The organism is Micromonospora sp. CNZ297 (genome assembly GCF_007827625.1).
Map to the genome: position 1 here is coordinate 530786 of NZ_VISU01000001.1, position 21338 is coordinate 552123.

3 protein-coding genes are annotated in these 21338 nt (G+C 73.8%); all 3 read left to right on the top strand.

Annotated elements, in window-relative coordinates; all coding sequences use genetic code 11:
• Positions 1 to 35 precede the first annotated feature (35 nt).
• From FB454_RS02340 to FB454_RS02350, 3 genes are read left to right on the top strand one after another with little or no spacing between them, the layout of a single operon-like run.
• Positions 36 to 446: a YbaB/EbfC family nucleoid-associated protein gene (locus tag FB454_RS02340; RefSeq protein WP_013286990.1), complete on the top strand. Its 411-nt coding sequence runs from the start codon at positions 36 to 38 to the stop codon at positions 444 to 446.
• On the top strand, positions 443 to 1336 hold the full coding sequence (locus FB454_RS02345) for a WXG100 family type VII secretion target (protein ID WP_030268273.1): 894 nt from the start codon (positions 443 to 445) through the stop codon (positions 1334 to 1336). Before FB454_RS02340 ends, FB454_RS02345 begins: the two co-directional genes overlap by 4 nt.
• Positions 1337 to 1361: 25 nt before the next feature.
• The gene (locus tag FB454_RS02350; protein ID WP_145822372.1) at positions 1362 to 21299 is read left to right on the top strand and encodes a DUF6531 domain-containing protein; all 19938 of its coding nucleotides are present in this window, start codon (positions 1362 to 1364) and stop codon (positions 21297 to 21299) included.
• The last annotated feature ends 39 nt before the right edge of the window (positions 21300 to 21338 follow it).

Below are 21338 nucleotides of genomic sequence, written 5' to 3' on the forward strand. Positions count from 1 at the left end.
TTCACTGGACCGCGACGTCGAGGGAGTGGTCCGTCGTGAACTACAGCGAGCGCATCGAAGGCCTGTTCCAGGAGTACGAACGGCAGCGCACCAGCCTCGCCGAGATGCAGGCCCGGATGAGCGCGCTCTCGGCCACCGCGACGTCACCGCGCCGCGAGGTGAGCGTCACCGTCGGCCAGAACGGCGTGCTGACCGACATCCAGTTCCCCTCCGGCGCCCACAAGCGGCTCACCACCGCCGACCTGACGCGGCTCATCATGGACACCTACGCCGACGCCAAGGAACAGGTGATGAACCAGGCGGCCGACGTGCTCGCGCCGATGCTGCCGGACGGCCTCGACGCCCACAAACTGGTCCGGGGCCAGGCCGGGGCCGACGCGTTCCTGCCCAAGGAACCCCGCATGGTGACGAGCGTGCGGGAACTCCTGACCCGGGGGCCCGAATGATCAGCAACAATCCCGGCGGGCGGCTGTGGGTCGACCCGGACGGCGTGGAGGGGCTCGGCAAGGCGTACGAGTCGCACGTGCAGCTCTACGAGTCCTACCTCTCCCAGCTGACCGCCCTGCGCGCCCGGTACGCCGACGCCTGGGGCGACGACGACATGGGCGAGCAGTTCTCGACCAAGTTCCTCCAGGGCCTGGACAACCTCGAAGCGATCATCGGCGGCGTCAAGGGCACCCTGCACTACACCGCCCAGGGCCTCAAGGAGAGCGGGCGAGCATACCGGGAGGCGGACGAGGCCGCCCTGGACGTCAGCCGGAAGATGGCCAAGGACTTCGACGGCCTGGACGGACCCACGTACGCGAGGCGGACGGTGGCGGGCCCGGTGCTGGAGCCCACGGCGGAGGGTGAGCCGCGCCGGCCCCATCTGCTGTCCCGCCGCCTGGCGGTCGGCGAGCCGGCCGGTGAGCCGGTCGCCGAGCGGGCCAGGCTCCTCCCGCAGCAGCAGGGCACGCCGCTGCTGCCGCTGGAGCCCGCCGAGGCGCTGACCCCGCTCACCGCCGCCACTCCGGCCATCTCGTCCTACTCCGTGCGGCCGGAGTACGCGACCGCGCACGTCGGCGGCCGGCCGCTGCCCGAGGGGTACCGGCTGATCGCGCTCAACCCGTTCGAGGACGGCAGCACCCGGGTGGACGCGAACCTCTACGACTCGATCACCCCGCTGACCGGCACACCCGTCACCACGCCGGACGGCAGGGCGATCGATCCCGGACAGGGCCGGTTCTTCGTCGTCAAGGAGAACCCCTCGGTGGACCCCACCGCGCCCGGCTACCAGCCGCTGTACCTGAGCTACGCGCCCGACGGCACGCCCACCCCGATCATCCCCGGCGCCTGAGCCACCCACCCGCGCCCGGTAGGACATGCCCGACTTCCACATCCCCAACGACCCGCAGTGGCAGTGGGCGTACGACCTGATCCTCGTCGCCGTCGGCGAGGAGTACCCGAAGGCCGACCCCGCCGCCCTGCGGGCCATGGGCGACGAACTGTACGCGCTCAGCAGCACCATCCTCAACGGGATGGGCGCGACCGCCAACCTCGGCTACGGGCTGGCCGGGAGCCTGTCCGGCCCGGCGATGGACGCGTTCCAGCAGTACCAGGTCGGTATCACCAAGAACGTGCCGGCCGGCGGCAACATCGCGCTGGCACTGGGCGGCTCGGCCTACAACTTCGCGCTGGACTCGGAGAACACCCAGTACAACATCGTCATCGCGGCCTTCACCCAGGTCGTGGAGATCGCCATCGCGCTGGCCTCCGGCTTCGGCGCGGCGGCGGTGCCCGCCCTGATCAAGATCGGTCAGGAGATCGTCGGGGCGCTGATCAGCCTGTTCCGCCAGCGCCTGCGCAACATGCTGATGCGGCTGGCCTGGGAGGCGTTCCAGGAGGGCCTGGAGGAACTCTGGCAGAGCGCCGCCGCCCAGGTCACGCAGATCATCGAGGGCAACCGCAAGTCCCTGGACTACAAGGACCTGGCGATGGCGTTCGCCGGAGGCGCGTTCATCGGCGCGGGCGTCAGCGGCGTGCAGATGATCGGCGGCAAGTTCTTCCCGAAGATCAACAACAGTGTCCTGTCGCGGGAAGGGCTGTCGGCACTCGCCGAGACGCTGTTCGAGGGCCTGTTCACCATGATGGTCGGTGGCGGCGGCTTCAACCCGTGGGCCACCATGACGTCGTCGATGATCGGCGGAATGGCCCACCACTACGCCACAGTGGTCGGCCAGAGCTACGGCCCGGGCGCCGGTGCCGGGGCGCCACCGCCGACGATCGAGACGAAGAACCTCACGACCACCGCTCCCACGCCTCCGCCCACGGCCGTGGACGGACCACCCGTGCCCCCACCCGTCGGCTCCTCCGCCGGCCCGGGCAGTCAGGGCGGCGGCCCGGGTCCGCAGCCCTCGGGCGGCCCGGTCGCCGGAGGCGGTGCCGGTCAGGGGTCCGGCCCGGGCGACGCCGGGGGTCAGGGGCCGGCGCATCAGGGCTCCGGCGACCAGGGTCCGGGCAACCAGGGCACCGGTCAGGGCAGCGCCGGAAGCACCGCTCCGGGCAGCCAGCCTCCCGGGGGCCAGACCGCGGGCGGCCAAACTGCGGGTGGCCAAACTGCGGGTGCTCAGACCCCGGGCGGTCAGACCTCCGGGGGCCAAAGCGCTGGCGGTCAGACCGCAGGCGGCCAAACTGCGGGCGGTCAGACCCCGGACACTCAGACTCCGGGCGGCCAAACCGCGGGAGATCAGACCGCGGGCGGTCCAACCGCGGATGGTCAGACCGCCGGTGGTCAGGTCCGCGACGGGTCGCAAGCGGGCGTATCGAACGGCAGCGCGAGCCCCGACGGCGTCGGAGGTCAGACCCCGAGCGGGCCCGGCACGGCCGGTCCGGGCGCCGGCGCCGACCCGCGTGGGGTCGGCGGTGTCGCCACGGGGCCGGGCCCGGCCGCAGGCGGCGAAGCCACGGCACCGCGCGCCGACTCGACGGGTACGCCGGGCGGCAACCCGGCGAGCACCGGCACCGGTACGCCCACGATCGGCACCCCGGCAGCGGGCGCCGACGTCGCCGCGCCCTACGGCGGCGGACTTCCCGGTTTCGACACTCCGACGTCGAGCGGCGGAACAGCCGGTGCCGACACCCCGGCACCCGTGACCTCGCCCGCCACCACTGCCGGCCCGGTGGCCGTCCCGGCCGACCCCGCACCGTCCACCGCCACACCGAGCACAGGCACCCCGACAACCACCACGCCAGGCACAGCCACGCCGAGCACCGGCACCGCGAGCACCACCACACCGAGCGCCGGCACCGCGAGTACCACCGCACCGCCGACCACCGTCACGCCGACCACCACCGCATCGAGCACCGGCACCGGCACCCCGTCTGCGAGCACGCCGTCGACCAGCCCACCGACCAGCGCGCCGAGCACCGGCACGTCGACCACGAGCACCCCGGCCACCGGTACGCCGTCGTCGAGTTCGACCACCAGCGGCCAGCCGACCGCTCCCCCACGCGGCGTCGTCGGCGCCGCGCCCCCGCCACCGATGGCGCCCGTCGACGGCATCTCGGTCGACGGCCCGGCCGTGGTCGCCTCCCCGGCCACCGATCCGGGTGTCGGCACGCCGTCCACAGGGGAGCAGGCGGTCGCGGTGCCAGGCCCGACCACCGACGCCACATCGAGCGACGTCCACTCGGACGCCTCGGTGGACGCCACCGCCGACACGGTGGCGGAACACGCCACGGACACGAGCGCCGTCGGCACCGCACCGACGCCGGACGGACCGACGCCAGGACAGGGCGACACCGCCGAACCGACGCCGGACGGGTCGCGAAGCGTGCAAGCGCCGCCGCTCGCCGTCGCGGACCCTGCCGCGCCCAGCCGGGCCGAGCGGAGCCCGCAGTTCCGGCAGGCCAAGGCGAGCGCGGAACCGAAGCGGCTGCGCACCGAGCGGTACGTGCCCTGGAAGGACACCGTCGTCCCCGGCACGCACCTGCTGCGCGGCGAGATCACGACTATCGACTTCACCACCCGGGAGTTCACCGCCGACGGCAGGGACTACCGGTCGTTCGACGTACACCTGGATCTGGTCTCGAAGAACGACCAGATGTCCCCCCGGGAGTTGCGGGACTTCGCGGAGACGGTGCAGCGCACAGTCGACGACATGGTCAACGGCCGGTACACGCTGCCCGACGGCCGGCTGCTGCACATCGACCTGGTCGTCGACACGCCTCCGTGGCGCGACGGTATGACCCGCGACTGGCAGGCGGATCCGCGCCGCAACCCGCCGGTCGAGGTGACCTCGGAGACCGGGGTGAGCACCGACCAGCACCTGTGGAACACCGGGGACCGTCTCTCGGTGATGGTGCACGAGGTGATGCACTACCTCGGGGCCAAGGAGGGTCACCAGGCCCCCGAGCACCTGTTCACCACAGTCGACCGTCCCGGGGTGATGGGCGTCGACGTCGGCGCCCTGCCGACGTCGTCGGAGCAGGCCGCGACCTCGACCGGGCCGGTCGACTATCTCACCGCGCAGGATCTGGCGACGATCCACGACGCCGCGCTGACCGCCGGCCCGGTGCGCGACCTGCCGGTGCCGCAGACGGCGCACGACCAGACGCCGGACCCGCGTCCGAATCCGCAGATCCCGTCCCGCGCCCCGGCCCCGCCACCGCCGCCGCCACCACCGCCCGGCGTGACGGGCATGCCGCCACCACCGCCACCGCCACCCGGTATGCCGGGCATGCTCCCACCGCCACCACCGCCGGGCATGCCGCCACCACCCGGCATGCCGCCACCGCCGTCGGCCGGTCCCACGACTCAGGCCGTCGACCTGACCCCGACGGACCTCTCACCCGCCACGCTGCGGCACCGTGACCCGAGGCCCTCGCCCACCCCCGTCGGCCAGAAGCTGAACGAGAGGTACGGCGTCGTGCACGTCGTGGACCAGGGGTCACCCGGCGTGGGACACCAGGCCGCGACGGTCGCGATGCTCGACGGGCTGGCCGCCACCGGCTACCGGGGCACGGTCGTGCTGACCTATCCCGGCAACAAGACGCCCTTCTACGCCGAGCAGCTCGGCCGGCAGGAGGAGTTCGAGACACCGGCGGGCTCGTACGACCTGTTCCACCGGGAGTGGACCGGCCACCGCGGTGGGATGGACGTCGTCATGCGACCGCAGGGGCCGCCCGGCACCAATGAGAAAGCCTGGAAGACGACGGACTGGCCCGGCGCGCCACGGGCCAAGGCGTGGCAGGTGGACCGGCAGAAGGGTTTCCGCGAGAAGAAGATCCGCGAGCAGGGCAACACCCAGAGCCTGCGCATGGACGAGCTCGCCGCCCGCCTGCTCCCTGACGGCGACGTGCTGACGGTGCTGCCGGCTGTCGACGTACCGAAGAACGACGACGGCTCGGAGTGGACCGCGGAGCAGAAGCGGGAGTGGTTCCAGCAGGCGTGGGCCGGTCCGCTGCGCGACGCCGCCCGTGGCAGGGACCACGACGTCGTCACGCTCCAGCCGTTCCTGTGGGACCAGTTCCCCCGGCAGGTCCGCAGCACCACCGGGACGGTCGAGGCGGAACTCGACGAGACCTCGACCGGGGTGCCGTCCTACCGTCGCCCGCCGCCCTCCACCCGGCCGGCCGCCCGGGACGTCATCACCGCCACCGGGATCCCCGGGGCCGACGACCTCGCGGCAGTGGTCGACGACGACGCCACCGACGTGGTGCTCGTCTACTACGGCGACACGCCTGACACTCCCCCGCACCAGGAGGTCGTCGACCGGCTGGCCGCCGCGGCCCGGCCCGGCCGGAAGACCGTCGTCCTGGTCCTCGGCAACGACGAGCGGGTCCTCACCACGAGCAACGCCGACGTCCACGTCGCCGCGCTGCCCCGCATCACACCCGAGCAGATGGCCGGTCTCCGCGACCGCGCCACGCTCGTGGTCACCGAGGGCGCGAACACATGGCAGGAGTCGCTCGCGGAGGGCAGGCCCACGCTCTCGGTGACCGGTTCCGTGGGTGACACCCGGCCGTGGGATCACGAGCCCGCGTCGGTCCGGAACGACTCCGCCCAGGGCGGCCACGACCTGCTCGTGAACGCGTCGGAGTACCTGCGGAACGGCGGCGACCCCGCCACGGTGCGGGACTTCGTCCAGGACGACGACGGCGGTGTCCGCACGTACTTCGACGGGTGGCGGGACGCGCTCGGCCAGACCGGCTCCGACCAGGTCGACCAGGCCCTCGCCACGGTCACCGGCCTGCCGCTGGACCCGGACGCCCGCCCGCGCACCGACGCCGCGCCCGGCGCTCCCCCGGCCGACAACACCCTGCGCGTCCCGGGAGTCCTGCCGGACCGGTTCCCCACGCCCAAGACCCGCGACGAGATCTCCCAGGCACGCGCCGAGCAGCACGACACCGCGCCACGGCGGATCGCGAACACCAGCGCGTACGACGTCATCGACCGTGGGCTCCATCCCGACACCCGCGTGCCCGACGTGGTCGCCCGCTCGTACGAGCAGGCCGGCCTGACCGTTCCGGCGGGCGACCGGCCCCGCCTGCGCCTCGACGCGGTGGACAACCGCATCGCGTACGACCATCGGGTGCTGGACCTCGGCGACCGCAACGTGCAGGACTTCACGGTCAAGGTCTTCCTGGACCCCCGGGACGACGCGGCGGCGGATGCCCGGCCGGACGTGGAGACCCGGGTACGCGACGCGCTCGACGCGATCTACAACCAGGGCTTCCGGATCGGCGCCGATCAGCTCAACGTCACAGTGGAGTTCGTGACCCGGCCGAGCGAGGCACACGCCGTCGTGGCGCTGCACGGCTCTCCGTCACCGACCACCCAGACCACCTGGTCGACGCACTCCTCCGACCTCGACCTCGCGCACGAGATCGGGCACTTCCTCGGTCTGCGCGACGAGTACTCGGTGGCGGACCGCGCCCTGGACGGCACCTTCGTCCAGGGCGACAACTCGCTGATGGCGACCACCACGCGGCAGCCCGGCAACGATCCGCGGTTGCTGGCGCGCAACGTCCACCGGATCGCCGGTCAGCAGCGCGACGTGCTCTCACCCGACCGCGGCGGGTTGCCGCCCCGGGCGGCGCCGGTCCGGTTCGAGCCGGTACGGGTGCCCGGCGGCCGCAACGCGCGGTTCGACGAGCTGACCCGGCACACCCGCGACGTCGGTCCGGGCAACTACCGGAAGGAGACTGCCGACCTCAAGGACGACGGCGCGCCGATCGGGTTCGTCGTCAACTCGATGCTGCCCGCCAACGACGTCGACCAGATCCCCGAGGTGGTCCGTGCCGTCACCGAGGGACTCGCCCCGGGCACCACAGTCGCGTTCGTCTTCGGCGTCAACACCACCGCCGAGGTGCCCGACCTCGCCTTCCGGGACGCGGTCGCCCGGGCCGCCCGGCTCGCCGAGGACCTCGACGTGCCGGTGGCGGTCAACGGCTACGCGGTCGGCACGAAGAACGGGAAGTTCCCGTACGGCCGCACCCGCAACCAGGTGCTCCGCGACCCCGACACGGTCGCCGCGATCCAGGGCCTCGCGCAGGGCGGTCCGGACGGCGAGGCCCGGCGCTACCCGTACGTGTCGATCCAGGACTTCGACATGGGCGCCCGGACGACGGCCGACGGCACCCACGTGTTCGACCGCATCGACAGCCGGACCCGCTTCGACCCGGACGCGACCGGACCGCAGGACGAGCCACCGGCCCGGCCCATGATGATCTCCGGCGGATACCGCGTCGGCGACACCGAGGAGCTGATCCGGCGTACCCGGGAACGGCTGGAACGACGCGCACGCGACCACCGGGCGAGGATCGCCGGCCTCCCCGCGGGCAGCGAACGCACGACCGAGCAGCAGAAGCTGGCCGCCGTGCGCAACGGCCTCGCCAAGCTCGACACGCAGGCCGGGCGGGACGCCTTCGTCCGGGACTTCACCACAGCCGTGGACGAGGACATGCGGTCCCGGGACCGGCAGGCGACGGTCCACCCGATGCTGCCGTACTCGCCGGAGCCGAACCTGTTCGTCGACGGCCTGCTCACCCTGGGCCGGCCCGAGGTCCGGTTCGGCGACGCGGGCGCGGAGTTCCTCCTGCTGGCCGAGAGCCTGCACCGGGCGTACGGCGAGGAGCTTGCCGTCGCCCACGGCGCGGCGACGCCGGCCGGCCTGCCGGCGGACGTCCTCACCGTCGACGTCCAGGTCGACTCGCAGAACAACAGGCATCCCGACCGCGACCTGGCCTTCATGACGGACTTCGTGGGCGCCGCCACGCCCACCGACCTGTCCCGGCTCGCGGCCGACTTCGCCGTCGGCAACTTCCTGCCGCAGTCGCACGCCGTGCCGACCAACGTCAACCGGCAGCTGTTCTACACCGAGGGCACCGGCTTCAAGGAGTACCGGGCCGAACTGCGCAGGCCGGACCTCGCCGCCCCGAAGCCGTTCGCCGCACCCACCGTCGTGGTGCCCGGCCCGTCGTGGACGTGGCAGCAGACGCTCACGCCGCAGCAGCTGCGGCAGCTCGGCGCGCAACCACACAACAGGTACGTCACCGCCGTCTCGCTGCCGGCGCCGGACACCACCACGGCGCCGGACGTCCCACCCGAGTTCGATCCCGACCTGGACCCGGCACGGCCGGCCCGGACCGTCGGCCTGCCGGACAGCCAGCGCCTCGTCGCCGCGCACCTCGTCGCGACGTCGAACGACTCCGGGACCATCCAGCAGGAGTTCGCCGCCGCCACCGCCGTCGCCGACCGTGGCGGGCTCGACCGGCAGTCCGGCTCCCTCTACGACGCGATCGCCGACGCGCTGCCCGACGGTGACGCCGACGACCTGCGGATGCGCACGCTGCACGCCGGCCGGGACACGATGAGTCTCGACGAGACCGCGGCGATGCGGCAGCGCAACCCGTACCACAACGGCCACTTCGTCCGGGCCGTACTCGCCCCCGACCCCGGGGAGCAACGCCGCGACACGCCGGTCGACGACGCCGAACGGCAGCGCATCGCCAACGCGCACGACGTGGTCGAGTTCGCCGCCGCCCGCGGCACCCAGGTGCACCTCGTCGTGTACGACGACCCGGCCGGGACGCCGCGCGACTACCCGGTGGTCGGCGCCCGGCCCCGTGGACGGCTGGAGCTGCTCCGCACGATCGACCCGTCGGGTCACGTCACCTACGCACGCCATGTGCCACCTCCGTCGGCCCCGGCGAGCGACACCGACAGCGACAGTGATTCCGGCGGCTTCGACCTGTTCGGCGACGACGACGGCTACGGAGGCTTCGACGGCGGCTTCGACGACGACAGAAGCGACGACAGCGACGACGGTCTCGCCACGTCCACGCCGGCCGACGACCCGGCCACCCGGTCGGCCGCCGACGACACCACCACCGCAGAAGAGACCGCCGCAGAAGAGACCACCGCCGCGGAGGACACCGCGGGCGGGACGTCGTCGGCCGCCGGGACCACCGCGCCGCTGCCGTCGCCCGACGCGGTACGCCGGGGCCTGCCCTCCTACCTGCGGGACAGCCGCACCCTCGGCCTCGCCGAACAGTTACGCGCCACCGAGAACGTGGCACTCGGCGCGGTGCTGCGGACCCTCGACCCCGGCCTGTCCGACGACGTGGTCGCCGCCGTGGAGGCGGACAGCCGCGACGACGTGGACCAGTTCCTCGGCGAGGGCCGCCCGTACCCGGTCACGATCGACGGGCGGCCGGCCGAGCTGCGGGTCACCGCCGTCCTCGACTGGGACGCGCTCACAGTGGACCGGGCCCACGACGACCCGCGCAAGGTGTCCGCCAAGAACCGGGAGAACCTCACCCACACGCTGCGCCACAACCGGGACCGGCGGGTCGAGCCGAAGGTGACAGTCACCGCGATACCCGGTGTCGTCGTCGGCGTCGGCGGCTCGGTGCCGACGGCGCCCACCACCGAGCACTCCGCCGCCCACAAGGACACCTACACGTCCACCACCACGGTCAAGGTCACCGGGCTGACCGAGGTGACGGTGCCGATCCGGTTCGTCGCAAGGCTCGTGCGGCCCGGCCGTCCCGCCGTCGAACCGGTCGAGACCTCCGGCAGCGTCGCTCTCGCCGTACACACGGGGTTGCGGACGGCAGACGCGACAGCGCCGGCCGCCGCGGACCGTGCGCTCGGCGCGCCCGTGCCGGCCCGGTTCGGGGTGGAGAGCGTACGCAGCCGGCCGGCCGATCCGGGCGCCACGTTCTTCGACCAGGTGGAGGCGATCCTTGCCGAGGACGGCATGGCCGACCTCGTGCGGATCGGCGCGCCCGGCCGCCCGGTGATGCAGAAGCTGCTCAGCGACGCGACGTTCTCCGGCAGCCTGCCGGCGATGGTGGTCACCGACCCGGCGAACGTCCACGACGGCTGGGTCCGGTCGGGTTCGCTGCCGCGCGCCGCGCGCAGCGGCTGGCGGCGTTTCTTCCCGGGCCGCGCCCGGCAGGTCGAGGTCCGCCTGGTCGCCCGGCACGTCGAGGAGGTGGAGCGGGTCGACGGGCTCACGCACGTCGACACGTCCGCGCTCGCCGCCGAGAGCACGAGCGCCGCCGCCACCAAGCGGCAGTGGGGGCTGTGGGGCCTCGCCGGCGCCGGAGTGGACGCCGCGCCGCTGAGCCTGGTCGTCGGGCCGCGGATCGGCGGCGGCCGGGAGCGTGGCGCCACCCGGACGATCACCGAGCGGACCGGCGGCAAGCAGACGGTGACCGGCACCGCGCCGGGCGTCCGCTACCGGGTCGAGTACGGCGTCCAGGTGCGCGTCCTGGGCCGCGCGCCGCGGATGCTGTCCGGTTCCGTCGACGCGCTCCAGTGGACCACCGGCGACCGGCTGCCCGGCACCGCCCTCGACCCGGACGGCCGGGAGTGGCGCGGACGGCGCGGCACCGACCGGACCCACTTCGCACCGACGCGCATCGAGCGGGGTGAGTCGTTCGGCGGCGCGTACCTGACCCGGGTCGGCGACCGGAGCCTGTACGAGACGGTCGCCGACGCGGTGCGGTCGGTGCCCGGTCACGACCGGTTCCGCCTGGCCACCCGCGACGAGACGCTGCGGCACTTCGGCGACCAGCAGCTCGCCGACGGGCTGACCCCCGAGCTTCAGGCGGCACTGACCCGGGCCACCGACCTGCGCACGCAGCTCTCCCCCGACCAGCTGCGCCACCTGGCGGACCGGATCGTCGGCCCGGGGTTGAAGATCCCGCTGATCCGTACCGGCACGTTCCACGACCACGTCACGGTGGTGACGATCAAGGGCAGCCTCGGCGAGGTGTCCGACGGCGACCTGCTCGACCACGACAAGATCGGCACCGCCGCCAAGCGGACCGCCAGGTCCACAGTCACCAGCGCCCGCGACGACAGCCGGTCGGCCGAGCTGAGCCTGGAGCCACGCATCCTGGGCCCGCTCGGTCAGGCCGCCTCGACGCTGCTCGGCGGACCGCGCGCCGCGGTCACCTGGGGCACCACCGACGAGAGCGCCGTCACCGGCGGGCAGTCCACCGAGAGCGACCACGGGCCGGCGCTCGACGACGAGGGCAAGCCCACCGGGGTACGGCTGCGCGAGTTCGCCGCCACCCTCGACCTCACCGTCACCACCACGTCCACGGTGCGGGTCAACCAGGCGGGCCGGCAGCTGTCGTTCGGGGCGTACGGCCGGGACGTGCCCACCGTCGTCGCCGCATCAGAGCAGCGCCCCCGCACGCACCGCCTCGACGTGCGCATGCTCGTCCCGGAGTCGCGGGTCTCCCGGCAACGCCCCGGCGCGGAGCCCAGCCCGGTCCCCCGCGACGTGGAGACCATGGCGTACCCGCCGCCGCTGAACCGGATGACCGGCGGGCCGCACGACCTCGACGGACGCCGGGTGGAGTCGTTCGTCGGCGCCGACCGGTTGCAGGACGCAGTGGTCGAGACGCTGCGCGAGGCCGCCCGGGACGACATCTACGCCGCCGAGGACGGCCGGATCTCCACTGTGGTCGCCGACGAGCTGTCGCCCGAGCGCCTCACCGGTGACGCCGAGCTGTTCAGCCGCCCGCTGGCGCTGAGCAACCTGTGGCACGGCCGCCGGGCCGCCGACGCCCGCGCCGACGTGCGGGTACGGCTGCGCCCGACCAACCCGGCGGTGCTCGACGGCGCCGAGTTCGCCCGCGTCAAGCGGACCTTCGCCAGCGGCACCGCCCGCAAGACCACTCACGCGCGCGCGGTCGAGCTGAGCGTCTCCGGCACCGGCGTCGCGTCGGTCAGCGGGCCGGTCGCCGACCACGGCGGCAGCACCGGCCGGCCCGGGGGCGCTGTCATCCTGTCCGTCACACCGTGGCGGCGGGCGTGGGGCCGGATCAGCGAGCGCAGCGCCTCCGGGGTCTCCAAGCTGCGCCTCGGCGGCGGCCGGGCCGAACGCGAGCTGCTGGTGCGGGTGGACGTCGAGGCCGAGGTGGTCGCCGAGGCCCGGCACGACAGCAACCTGCGTCCGCTGGGCCGCTGGCCCGGCACACCGGCCCGGCGGGCCGGCCGGCGGCTCACCCTGCCCGGCGCTGTCGTCATGCGGATGACCCCGGCGGAGCTGAAACGACTCCAGGACCGCGACCGCGCCCGCCGGCACGGCACCGCCGACGTACGGCTGCACCTGCGGCACGCCGAGAACGCCGAGACGCTCCGCGCCGAGCAGCGCGAGCAGCTCGCCCGGATGGCGCGCGAACAGGCCACGGAACTCGGGAACCTGCTGCGGCGGCAGCACACCGACCTGCGTGACGTGCAGGCCTACGTGGACCGGGTCCGGCGGGACCGCCGCGTCAGCCCGGCGGGCCGGCAGCTCGCCGACGACTACCTGGCCGATCTCCAGGAACGCCACCGGCGCGAACGCGAGGATCTGGCCGCGGCGCACGAGGCGGCCACGGACGCGCTGCGGACGGCGCAGGAGCGGGAGCGGGCCGAGCAGGCCGAACAGCAGCAGCGGGAACGCGACCTGGTACGCGAGGCACAGCAGCGGCAGAACGAGGACGCCGCCGGCCCCGGCGCACCGGCCCACGCGGCACAACCGGAGTTCCGGGCCGGACCGGAACGGTCCCTCGGCATCGGCGGCGTCACCACCCACATCGACCTCACCGATCGCATCCCGCACCTGCGGCGTGCCCTGGCGCGGGAGTCGAGCGAGGAACTCGCCCAGGCGATCCTGCCGTCCACCCGGGACCGCGGCCCGGACGACCCGATCCGAGGGCTCGGCAGCACCGGTTTCCTCGGCGCCGCCCACCTGCACCTGGCCGACGCGCTCAACGGCGGCCGGAGCGAGACGGTACGGCTGGAGCGGCGTTTCCGGGGCGCCACGTACGACGTCACGCTCACCGCCGAGCCGGTGGGCGAGCCGAGCTTCACCGGCATCGACCTTGTCGACGAACTGTCCGTCACCGACCGCGCGGTCGTCGGCGAGGCGCAGACCCGCACGACGTCGCGGACGGCGGCGCAGGTCACGTTGACCGGACGTGCGCAGGGCACCGAGACCGACCGGGTTCAGGACGACGCCACCCGCACCACCGGGCACGGCCCGGCCTCCGGCACCGTCGCCGCCGGTCTCACCGGCACCGCCGCCCTCGGCAACCAGGCCACCAAGGCGATCGAGCGCACCGGCCGCACGTACGAGCAGTCGCTGACCGTGTCCGGCCCGGTGCCCACGTACCGCGGGGCGGTCCGCCTGACCGTCACCGTCACCGGGCGCGGGCTGCCCGAGGGCGGCGTGTCGGTCCACGCGGTCCACGACGTCACCACGTACTCGGCGACCGAGGGCAGGAAACTGGCCGTGTCCGGCCCGGTCACACCGGTCGCCGCCGGGCAGACCACCGACGAGGGCCGGCGGCGATGGCGCGAGGAGGCCGGCTTCGACCGGCTGCCCGAGCCGGGCCGGTTCGCCGTCGAGGACGTCCTGGTCGACCTGCCCGGCCTGCACGATGCGGCCCGGCAGGCGCTCGTCGCCTCCGGCGCCGCACCCGGCAGGGACGTCGATGCGGCGCTGCGCGACACACTGACCGTGAGCCGGATCAAGGCGTTGCCGGCGATGCTGACCGGCGCGTACCCGCTGCCGATGCCGGCCGGGCTGGGCCGCGACCTGTTCCTCGACGCCCGGCTGGTGGCCCGCCCGAAGCTCCTGCGCGCGGACGCCACGGTGAAGATCGGCGGCTCGGCGAAACGCGCCGCGGACACCGAGTACGAGCAGACCGCCGGACGTTCGTTCGCGCTGAAGACGGCCGGGCCGCTCGTCGTCGGCGGCGTCGGCCATCCGGGCGGCGCGAGCCGGGTGGGCGAGCGGCAGGACTTCGCCGCCGTCAACGCGGCCACACTGGTCGAGCAGCAGCTCTACCGGACCGACCCGGGCGCCCAGGTGAAGGACGAGGGCAAGGTCTCGGTCAGCACGACCGGCAAGCCGGCCCGGCGCACCGACCCGGACGACAAGCTCACCGCCGCGGTCGAGTACGACGTCGAGTTCCGTTTCGTCGCGCGTTCCCGCGACGCCGCGGGCCGGCACCGGGCCGGCACGGAGGTCCGGGTGCCCGGCGGTTTCGTGGTCCGGCTGGACGAGGCGGCGGCCCGGGACGTCATCGGCCGGGACCTCTCCCCCGGTCTGCGCGCTTCCGCGCTCGCCGTCGCCGACGCGGCGAAGAAGCTGTCGGCCGCGGCGGCCCGCCTGGACGGCCTGGCCTCCCGGACGGACGCGGACGCCGACGCCGTCGCCGAGGCCGAGCAGTCCGTGACGGAGGCCGAGAACGCCTGGTGGGACGCCTACCGTGCGCACGAGGCCGAGGTGGCCCCGCCACCACCGGCCCCGGCTCCGCCGGTGGACGTGCCCGCCGCCGAGGTGGCCACGCCCACCGCGCAGGCCCCTGTGGTCGGCGACCCGGTCGACGTCACCACCGGCCGGGTCCTCTACACCGAGGTCGACGCCCGCCTGCCGGGGCTCACCCTGGAACGGACCCACCGCTCCGACTACCGGTGGGGCCGCTGCTTCGGCCCGGCCTGGGCCTCCACGCTGGACCAGCGCGTCGTCACCGACGACACGTACGCGCGGTTCCTGGCCGCCGACGGCTCGATCCACACGTACCCGATGCCGGCCGAGGGCGACGAGGCGCTGCCGGTCGCCGGCCCCGGCGGGCCGCTGCGCCGGCTGGCCGGCGGCGGCTGGCTGCTCACCGAGCCGGGCCGGTCGCTGCTGTTCGCGCCCGCCGACGCCCACGGCGACTCCTGGCTCACCGACGTGGTCACCGACCGCACCGGGTGGCGGATCGAACGCTCCGCCGACGGCACGCCCCACCTGCTGCTCTCCGCGTCCGGCCTGGTCGTGGTGCCGCACCTGACCGGCGGCCTGGTCGTCGGCGCACACGTCCGCGCCGCCGACGGCACCGTCCACCTCCCCTCCTTCGGCTACGACGACAGGCGGCGCCTGGTCGAGGTCCGCAACTCCTCCGGACACGAGACGCGGCTGCGCTACGACGAGGCGGGCCGGCTCGTGCGCTGGCAGGACCGCAACGGCGAGTGGTTCGGATACGACTACGACGAGGCGGGCCGCTGCGTCCGGGCCGGCGGCGGCGGTGACGTCCTGCGCTACTCCCTGCGGTACGACGACGGCGTCACGCACGTGACGAACTCGCTGGGCGAGGTGACCCGGTACGAGTTCGACGAGCGCCACCTGGTCACCGCGATCGTCGACCCGCTGGGCGGGACGGTCCGGCAGGAGTGGGACGCGGCGCACCGGCTGCTGTCGCGCACCGACCCGCTCGGTCGCGTCACCCGCTTCGACCACGAGGCGCGCACGCTCACCCTCCCGGACGGCTCGACCCACCCGGTCCCGCCGCGCCCGCCCGCGTACGCGGACGACATCGAGTTCGACGCGCTCGGACGGGTCCGGGCGACCCGGGCCCCGGACGGCGCGGTCACGACGTACGGCTGGACCGCCGAGGGGGATCTCGCGTGGCGGGTCCGCCCGGACGGCTCCACGCAACGGTGGTTCTACGACGGTGAAGGGAATCTGGTGGACGTCATCGACGCATCAGGAAGGGCGGTGAGCTTCGAGTACGGCCCCTTCGATCTACCCACGGCACGGGTGGATCAGGCGGGGAACCGCACCGAGTTCACGTACGACACGGAACTACGGCTCATCGGGGTGACGAATCCGGCGGGCCGGACGTGGCACTACGAGTACGACGCGGCAGGCCGGCTGTGCGGGCAGACCGACTTCGACGGCCGTACCCAGCGCTACGAGCACGACGAGGCGGGCCGGCTGGTCGCGCACACCGACGCCGCCGGCACCGTCACCCGCTACCGCTGGGACGCGCGGGGCCGGGTCGTGGAACGCCGGGTCGGCGACGCCGTCACCCGCGTCGAGTACGACGCCGACGGCCACGTGGCGGCAGTGCTCAGCCCGGACGCGCAGGTGCGGTTCACCCGCGACGCCGAGGGCCGGGTGCTGTCCGAGACGATCAACGGCCGGACGGTGCGCACCTCGTACACCGCCTCCGGCACGGTCGAGGCGCGCACCACGCCGTCGGGCCGGTCGAGCCGGTGGACGTTCGACGCCGCCGGCCGCCCGGAGAGCCTGACCGCCGGGGAGCACCTGCTCGGCTTCACCCACGACGACGCCGGCCGGGAGATCGGCCGGACCGTCGGCGGCCTGGTCGCGCTGCGGCAGACCTTCGACGCGGCCGGGCGGCTCACCGGGCAGCACATCGCCGACGCCGCCGAGCGCCGCTACACCTACGACGCCGCCGACCGGGTCACCGCGATCGCCGACTCGCTCGCCGGTGACCAGTCCTTCACCGCCGACGACACCGGCCGCGTCCGGGCCGTCGACGGCGACGTCCCGCAGCGGTACGACTACGACGAGGCCGGCAACCTGGTCGGCGCCGGTGGCGGGCGCTGGGAGTTCACCGGCACCATGCTCGTGCGCTCCGACGACGCGACGTTCTCCTACGACGCGAAGGGCCGCCTCACCGGCCGGGTCGACGACGCGGGCGCGTGGCGCTTCGAGTGGGACGCCGAGGACCGGCTGGTCCTGGCCGTCACGCCCGGCGGTGACCGCTGGCGTTACCGCTACGACGGCTTCGGCCGGCGTATCGCCAAGCAGCGTCTCGGCGACGGCGACCGGGTGCTGGAGGAGGTGTCGTTCGCCTGGTCCGGTGACCTGATGCTGGAGCAGACGCACCGCGACGCCGCCGGCGCCACCACCACGACCACGTGGGACTACCGTCCGGACGCGGCGGTGCCGGTCGCGCAGACCGACGACGGCACGCTCCGCGCGGTGATCACCGACACCATCGGCACCCCGACCCACCTGGTCGAGCCGGGCGGCGGGCTGCGCTGGTGGTCGCGGGGCGACCTGTGGGGACGCGGCGCGGACCGGACCGCGACGCCGCTGGCCTTCCCCGGCCAGTACGTCGACGCCGAGACCGGCCTGCACTACAACCGGTTCCGCTACTACGACCCGGCCACCGGCCGGTACGTCAGCCCCGATCCGCTGGGCCTGTCCGGCGGGCCGAACCCGACCGCGTACGTCAGCAACCCGCTGACCGTGGCCGACCCGCTGGGCCTGACCAGTTGCACGCCGGCTCCGACGACGCCGCACCCGCTGGCCGCTGTGGAGCCGGCGCTCGCCGCGCCCTCCGACCAGACGCCCAGCAGCCTGCCCACGAACGCGGCGCCGCCACCGCCGAGCGCGCTCTACGGCATGCCGACCTGGGTGCGGGAGGCCAGGCGCAACCCGGACGGCACCGTCACCTACGAGTACGTGCAGCGCGACACCCCGTCGCCGCCGCCGCTGAGCACACCGGTCGGGCAGGTCACCGCGCAGGCCCAGGCCTGGTTCGACACTGTCGGTTTCGCCTCGCAGACGACGCTGGCCGACACGTCCTCGACGGCGTACCAGAGCTACCAGAGCATCCGTTCCGACCTGTACGCGAGCACCGGGCACCGCCCGCGTACCGGGCCGCGCAGCAACCGGGACGGTCATTTCAACGAGCCGATGGTCGGCAACCGCCCGTACAACAACGCGGAGGGGACCGGCCTCGGTGACCGGATCGGCGCGGAGGCAGACGGCGGTCGCCGGACCGCCGGCCAGATCGCGAACTACCTCCGTGGGTTCACGGCGCTGGACTCCATCACCAGCGCCGCCGGCCGGGAGTTCGCCACCGTGGTCACATTCGCGGAGCAGGCCCGTGGCTACGCCCAGGAGCGCCACGAGGCGGCGAACGCGCTCCAGGAGATCCACTCACTGGCGAGGAGCGAACGCGCACAGCACTACTGGGAGAACGTCGGTCACTGGTACGGCCCCGCCCGTCGTGGCTACGCCAGCGAGGAGGACTACGTTCCGCCGTCGCAGCGGCCCCGGCCCGATCAGCTGATCACCGGTACACGCAGGCCGCAGCGGACCACGACGCACGCGTTCGCCGTCGACGGCGAGCCGAGCGGCAGCCGTGACCGCAGCGACCGGTCGCGCAGCCCGCGGGACCGGAGCCGCCCCAGCGGCAGCAGCCACCGGCGGGGCCGTCGCCAGGAGTACGGCTTCCAGGGGCAGCAGACCGGCCCGGTCAGCATCGGCACCGCCTCTGCCGCGACGCAGGCGGACACCACGACGCCGCTGGCCGAGCAGCTGGCAGCGGCGCAGGGCGACCCGCAGGCACAGAACCGGATCCTCGACACCTTCCGGGACGCGCTGTCCCGGGACGTCCCGTTGAGCAACGGGTCGACGTTGCAGATCATGGCGGCGAACTCGCACGGCGGCACGGCCAACACCGCCGCCGACCTCGAGACGCTCAACGACGCGGACCGGCGGCACCTGCGGCAGATCCACCAGTCCCGCGACGCCGGCAACCAGAACGACTGCATCACGCTCACGATGGCGGTCGACAGCTACAAGCAGTCCGGGCTGATCACCCAGATCCCGTCGCAGACGCAGCCGAGGGAGCTGAGCGACCTCCAGAAGCAGTACCCGGGGCGCACCACCGAGGAGGTCGGCACCCTCCAGGGGCTGGTGGACGCGCTCGGCGCCATGCCGAACGGCACCAACGGCATCGTCGGCTTCCGCACGGGCGGTCCCGGCACCGTCGGCCACGTGGTGAACGTGTCGAAGGACTCGCGGGGCCGGGTGACGTTCGAGGACTCGCAGGTGCCCGGTCTGGCGACGCTGCCGCAGATCGGACCGGACGGCTCTGTCGTCCTGATCCGGACCAGCGACCCGGTGCCCGGCCCGTCCAGCGACGTGGACATGGCCTCGGTCCGCGACGCCGACTCCGACGTCGACATGGCCTCGGTCCGCGACGCCGACAGCGACGTCGACATGGCCTCGGTCCGCGACAGCGACTCCGACGTGGACATGACGGACTTCTCGCCGACCACCGAGACGTTCGCCGGCGTGGCACCCGAGGCGGTGGCCAAGACCACCGCGGAGACGCCGACCGTGGGTGACCCGATCGACGTCACCACCGGCCGGATGATCCTCACCCACACCGACGCCGTGATGCCGGGGCTCACGCTGGAGCGGACCTACCGCTCCGACTACCGGTGGGGCCGGTCGTTCGGCCGGGCCTGGGCCTCCACGCTCGACCAGCGGATCATCGTCGACGGCGAGCAGGTCCGGTACCTGGCCGCCGACGGCTCGCTGCTCACCTACCCGCTACCGGCGGAGGGTGAAGTGGCGCAGCCGGAGACCGGCCGGACGCTGCCGCTGCGCCGGCTGGTGGGCGGCGGGTGGCTACTGACCGATCCGACGTCCGGCCGCAGCCTGCTGTTCGCCGCGGCATCGCGCACCGAGTCGCTGCTCACCGACGTCACCGACGGCGGCGTCCGCTGGACGATCCACCGCGACCGCCGGGGTACGCCGACGCAGCTGCTGTCGTCCACCGGGGCCACCATCGCGTTCACCTCGTCCGCCGGGCTGGTCACGATGGTCTCGCTGCCCAACGCGGCGGGTGACCTGATGGCGGCGTCGCAGTTCGGCTACGACGCCGACCTCAACCTGATCGAGGTGACGAACTCCTCGGGCGACCCCGAGCGCTTCACGTACGCCGACGGGCGGCTCGTGCGCTGGGAGGACCGCAACGGCGAGTGGTACACGTACACCTACGACGAGGCCGGCCGGTGCGTCGCCACCGACGGCAAGGGCGGCTACCTGCGCTACCGGTTCGACTACCAGCCGGGCCGTACGGTGGTGACCGACTCGCTCGGCGCGGTGCGCGTATACGAGCTCAACGACCGCTTCCAGGTGGTTGCGGAGACCGACGCGCTCGGCGCGACCACCCGTAACGTCTGGGACGAGGCGTACCGCCTGCGGTCCACGACCGACCCGCTGGGCCGCACCACCGCGAGCGAGTACGACGCGTACGGGCGGCTGGTCGCGGTCACCCGGCCGGACGGCAGCCGGTCCGTCACCACGTACGACGAACTCGGTCGCGCGGTGTCCTGGACCGACTTCGACGGCAGCACCCGCAACCGCCAGTTCGGCCCGGACGGCCTGCTGATCGCCGAGGTGGACGCCTCCGGTGAGGTGGTCCGGTACGAGCAGCCGGCCGCCGACGGCCGGGGCACGACCACCCACGTCGGACCGACCGCCGTCGTGCACGACACGGCCCGGCAGATCACCGCGGTGAGCACCGGACAGGGCGAGACGGAGTACACCTACGACGCGCTCGGCCGCCTGTTCAGCATCCAGGACGACACCGGTCTCACCGAGTTCGGCTGGACGCTGGAGGGTGACCTGGCCTGGCGGGAGAACCCGGACGGTTCGGTCGAGGAGTTCCTCTACGACGGCGAGGGCAACCTGGTCGAGTGGGTCGACGCCGCAGGCCGCCGGACGATCCGCGAGTACGGCGCGTTCGACCTGGTCACGGCCGAGATCGACGACGAGGGCAACCGCACCGAGTACGCGTACGACACCGAGCTGCGGCTGGTGCGTGTCACCAACCCGGCGGGTGCGACGTGGAGCTACACGTACGACCCGAACGGGCGGATGGTGTCCGAGACCGACTTCGACGGCCGCACCCAGCGGTACGTCTACGACGCCGCCGGGCAGCTCGTCGAGCGCACCGACGCGGCCGGCGAGGTCACGCACTACACGTACGACCTGCTCGGCCGGGTGGTGGAACGGCGCACCGGCGAGTCGGTGACGCGCATCGCGTACGACGCTGCGGGCCGGGTCGTCCCCGCCGAGGACGGCGGCTCGCAGGCCCGGCTGGAGCACGACGCCGCCGGCCGGGTGGCGAACGGCGCCACAGTGTCCACCTCGTCCGGCGGTTCCCTGCCGGAACCGCACACCGCTCCAGTATCCCGGCGGTGACCCGCCGCCCGCCCCGGCCGTCACGGCGGCCGGGGCGGG

Coding starts and splice junctions, on each gene's coding strand:
- FB454_RS02345 (WP_030268273.1), top strand. CDS start 443: ATGATCAGCAACAATCCCGGCGGGCGGCTGTGGGTCGACCCGGACGGC.
- FB454_RS02350 (WP_145822372.1), top strand. CDS start 1,362: ATGCCCGACTTCCACATCCCCAACGACCCGCAGTGGCAGTGGGCGTAC.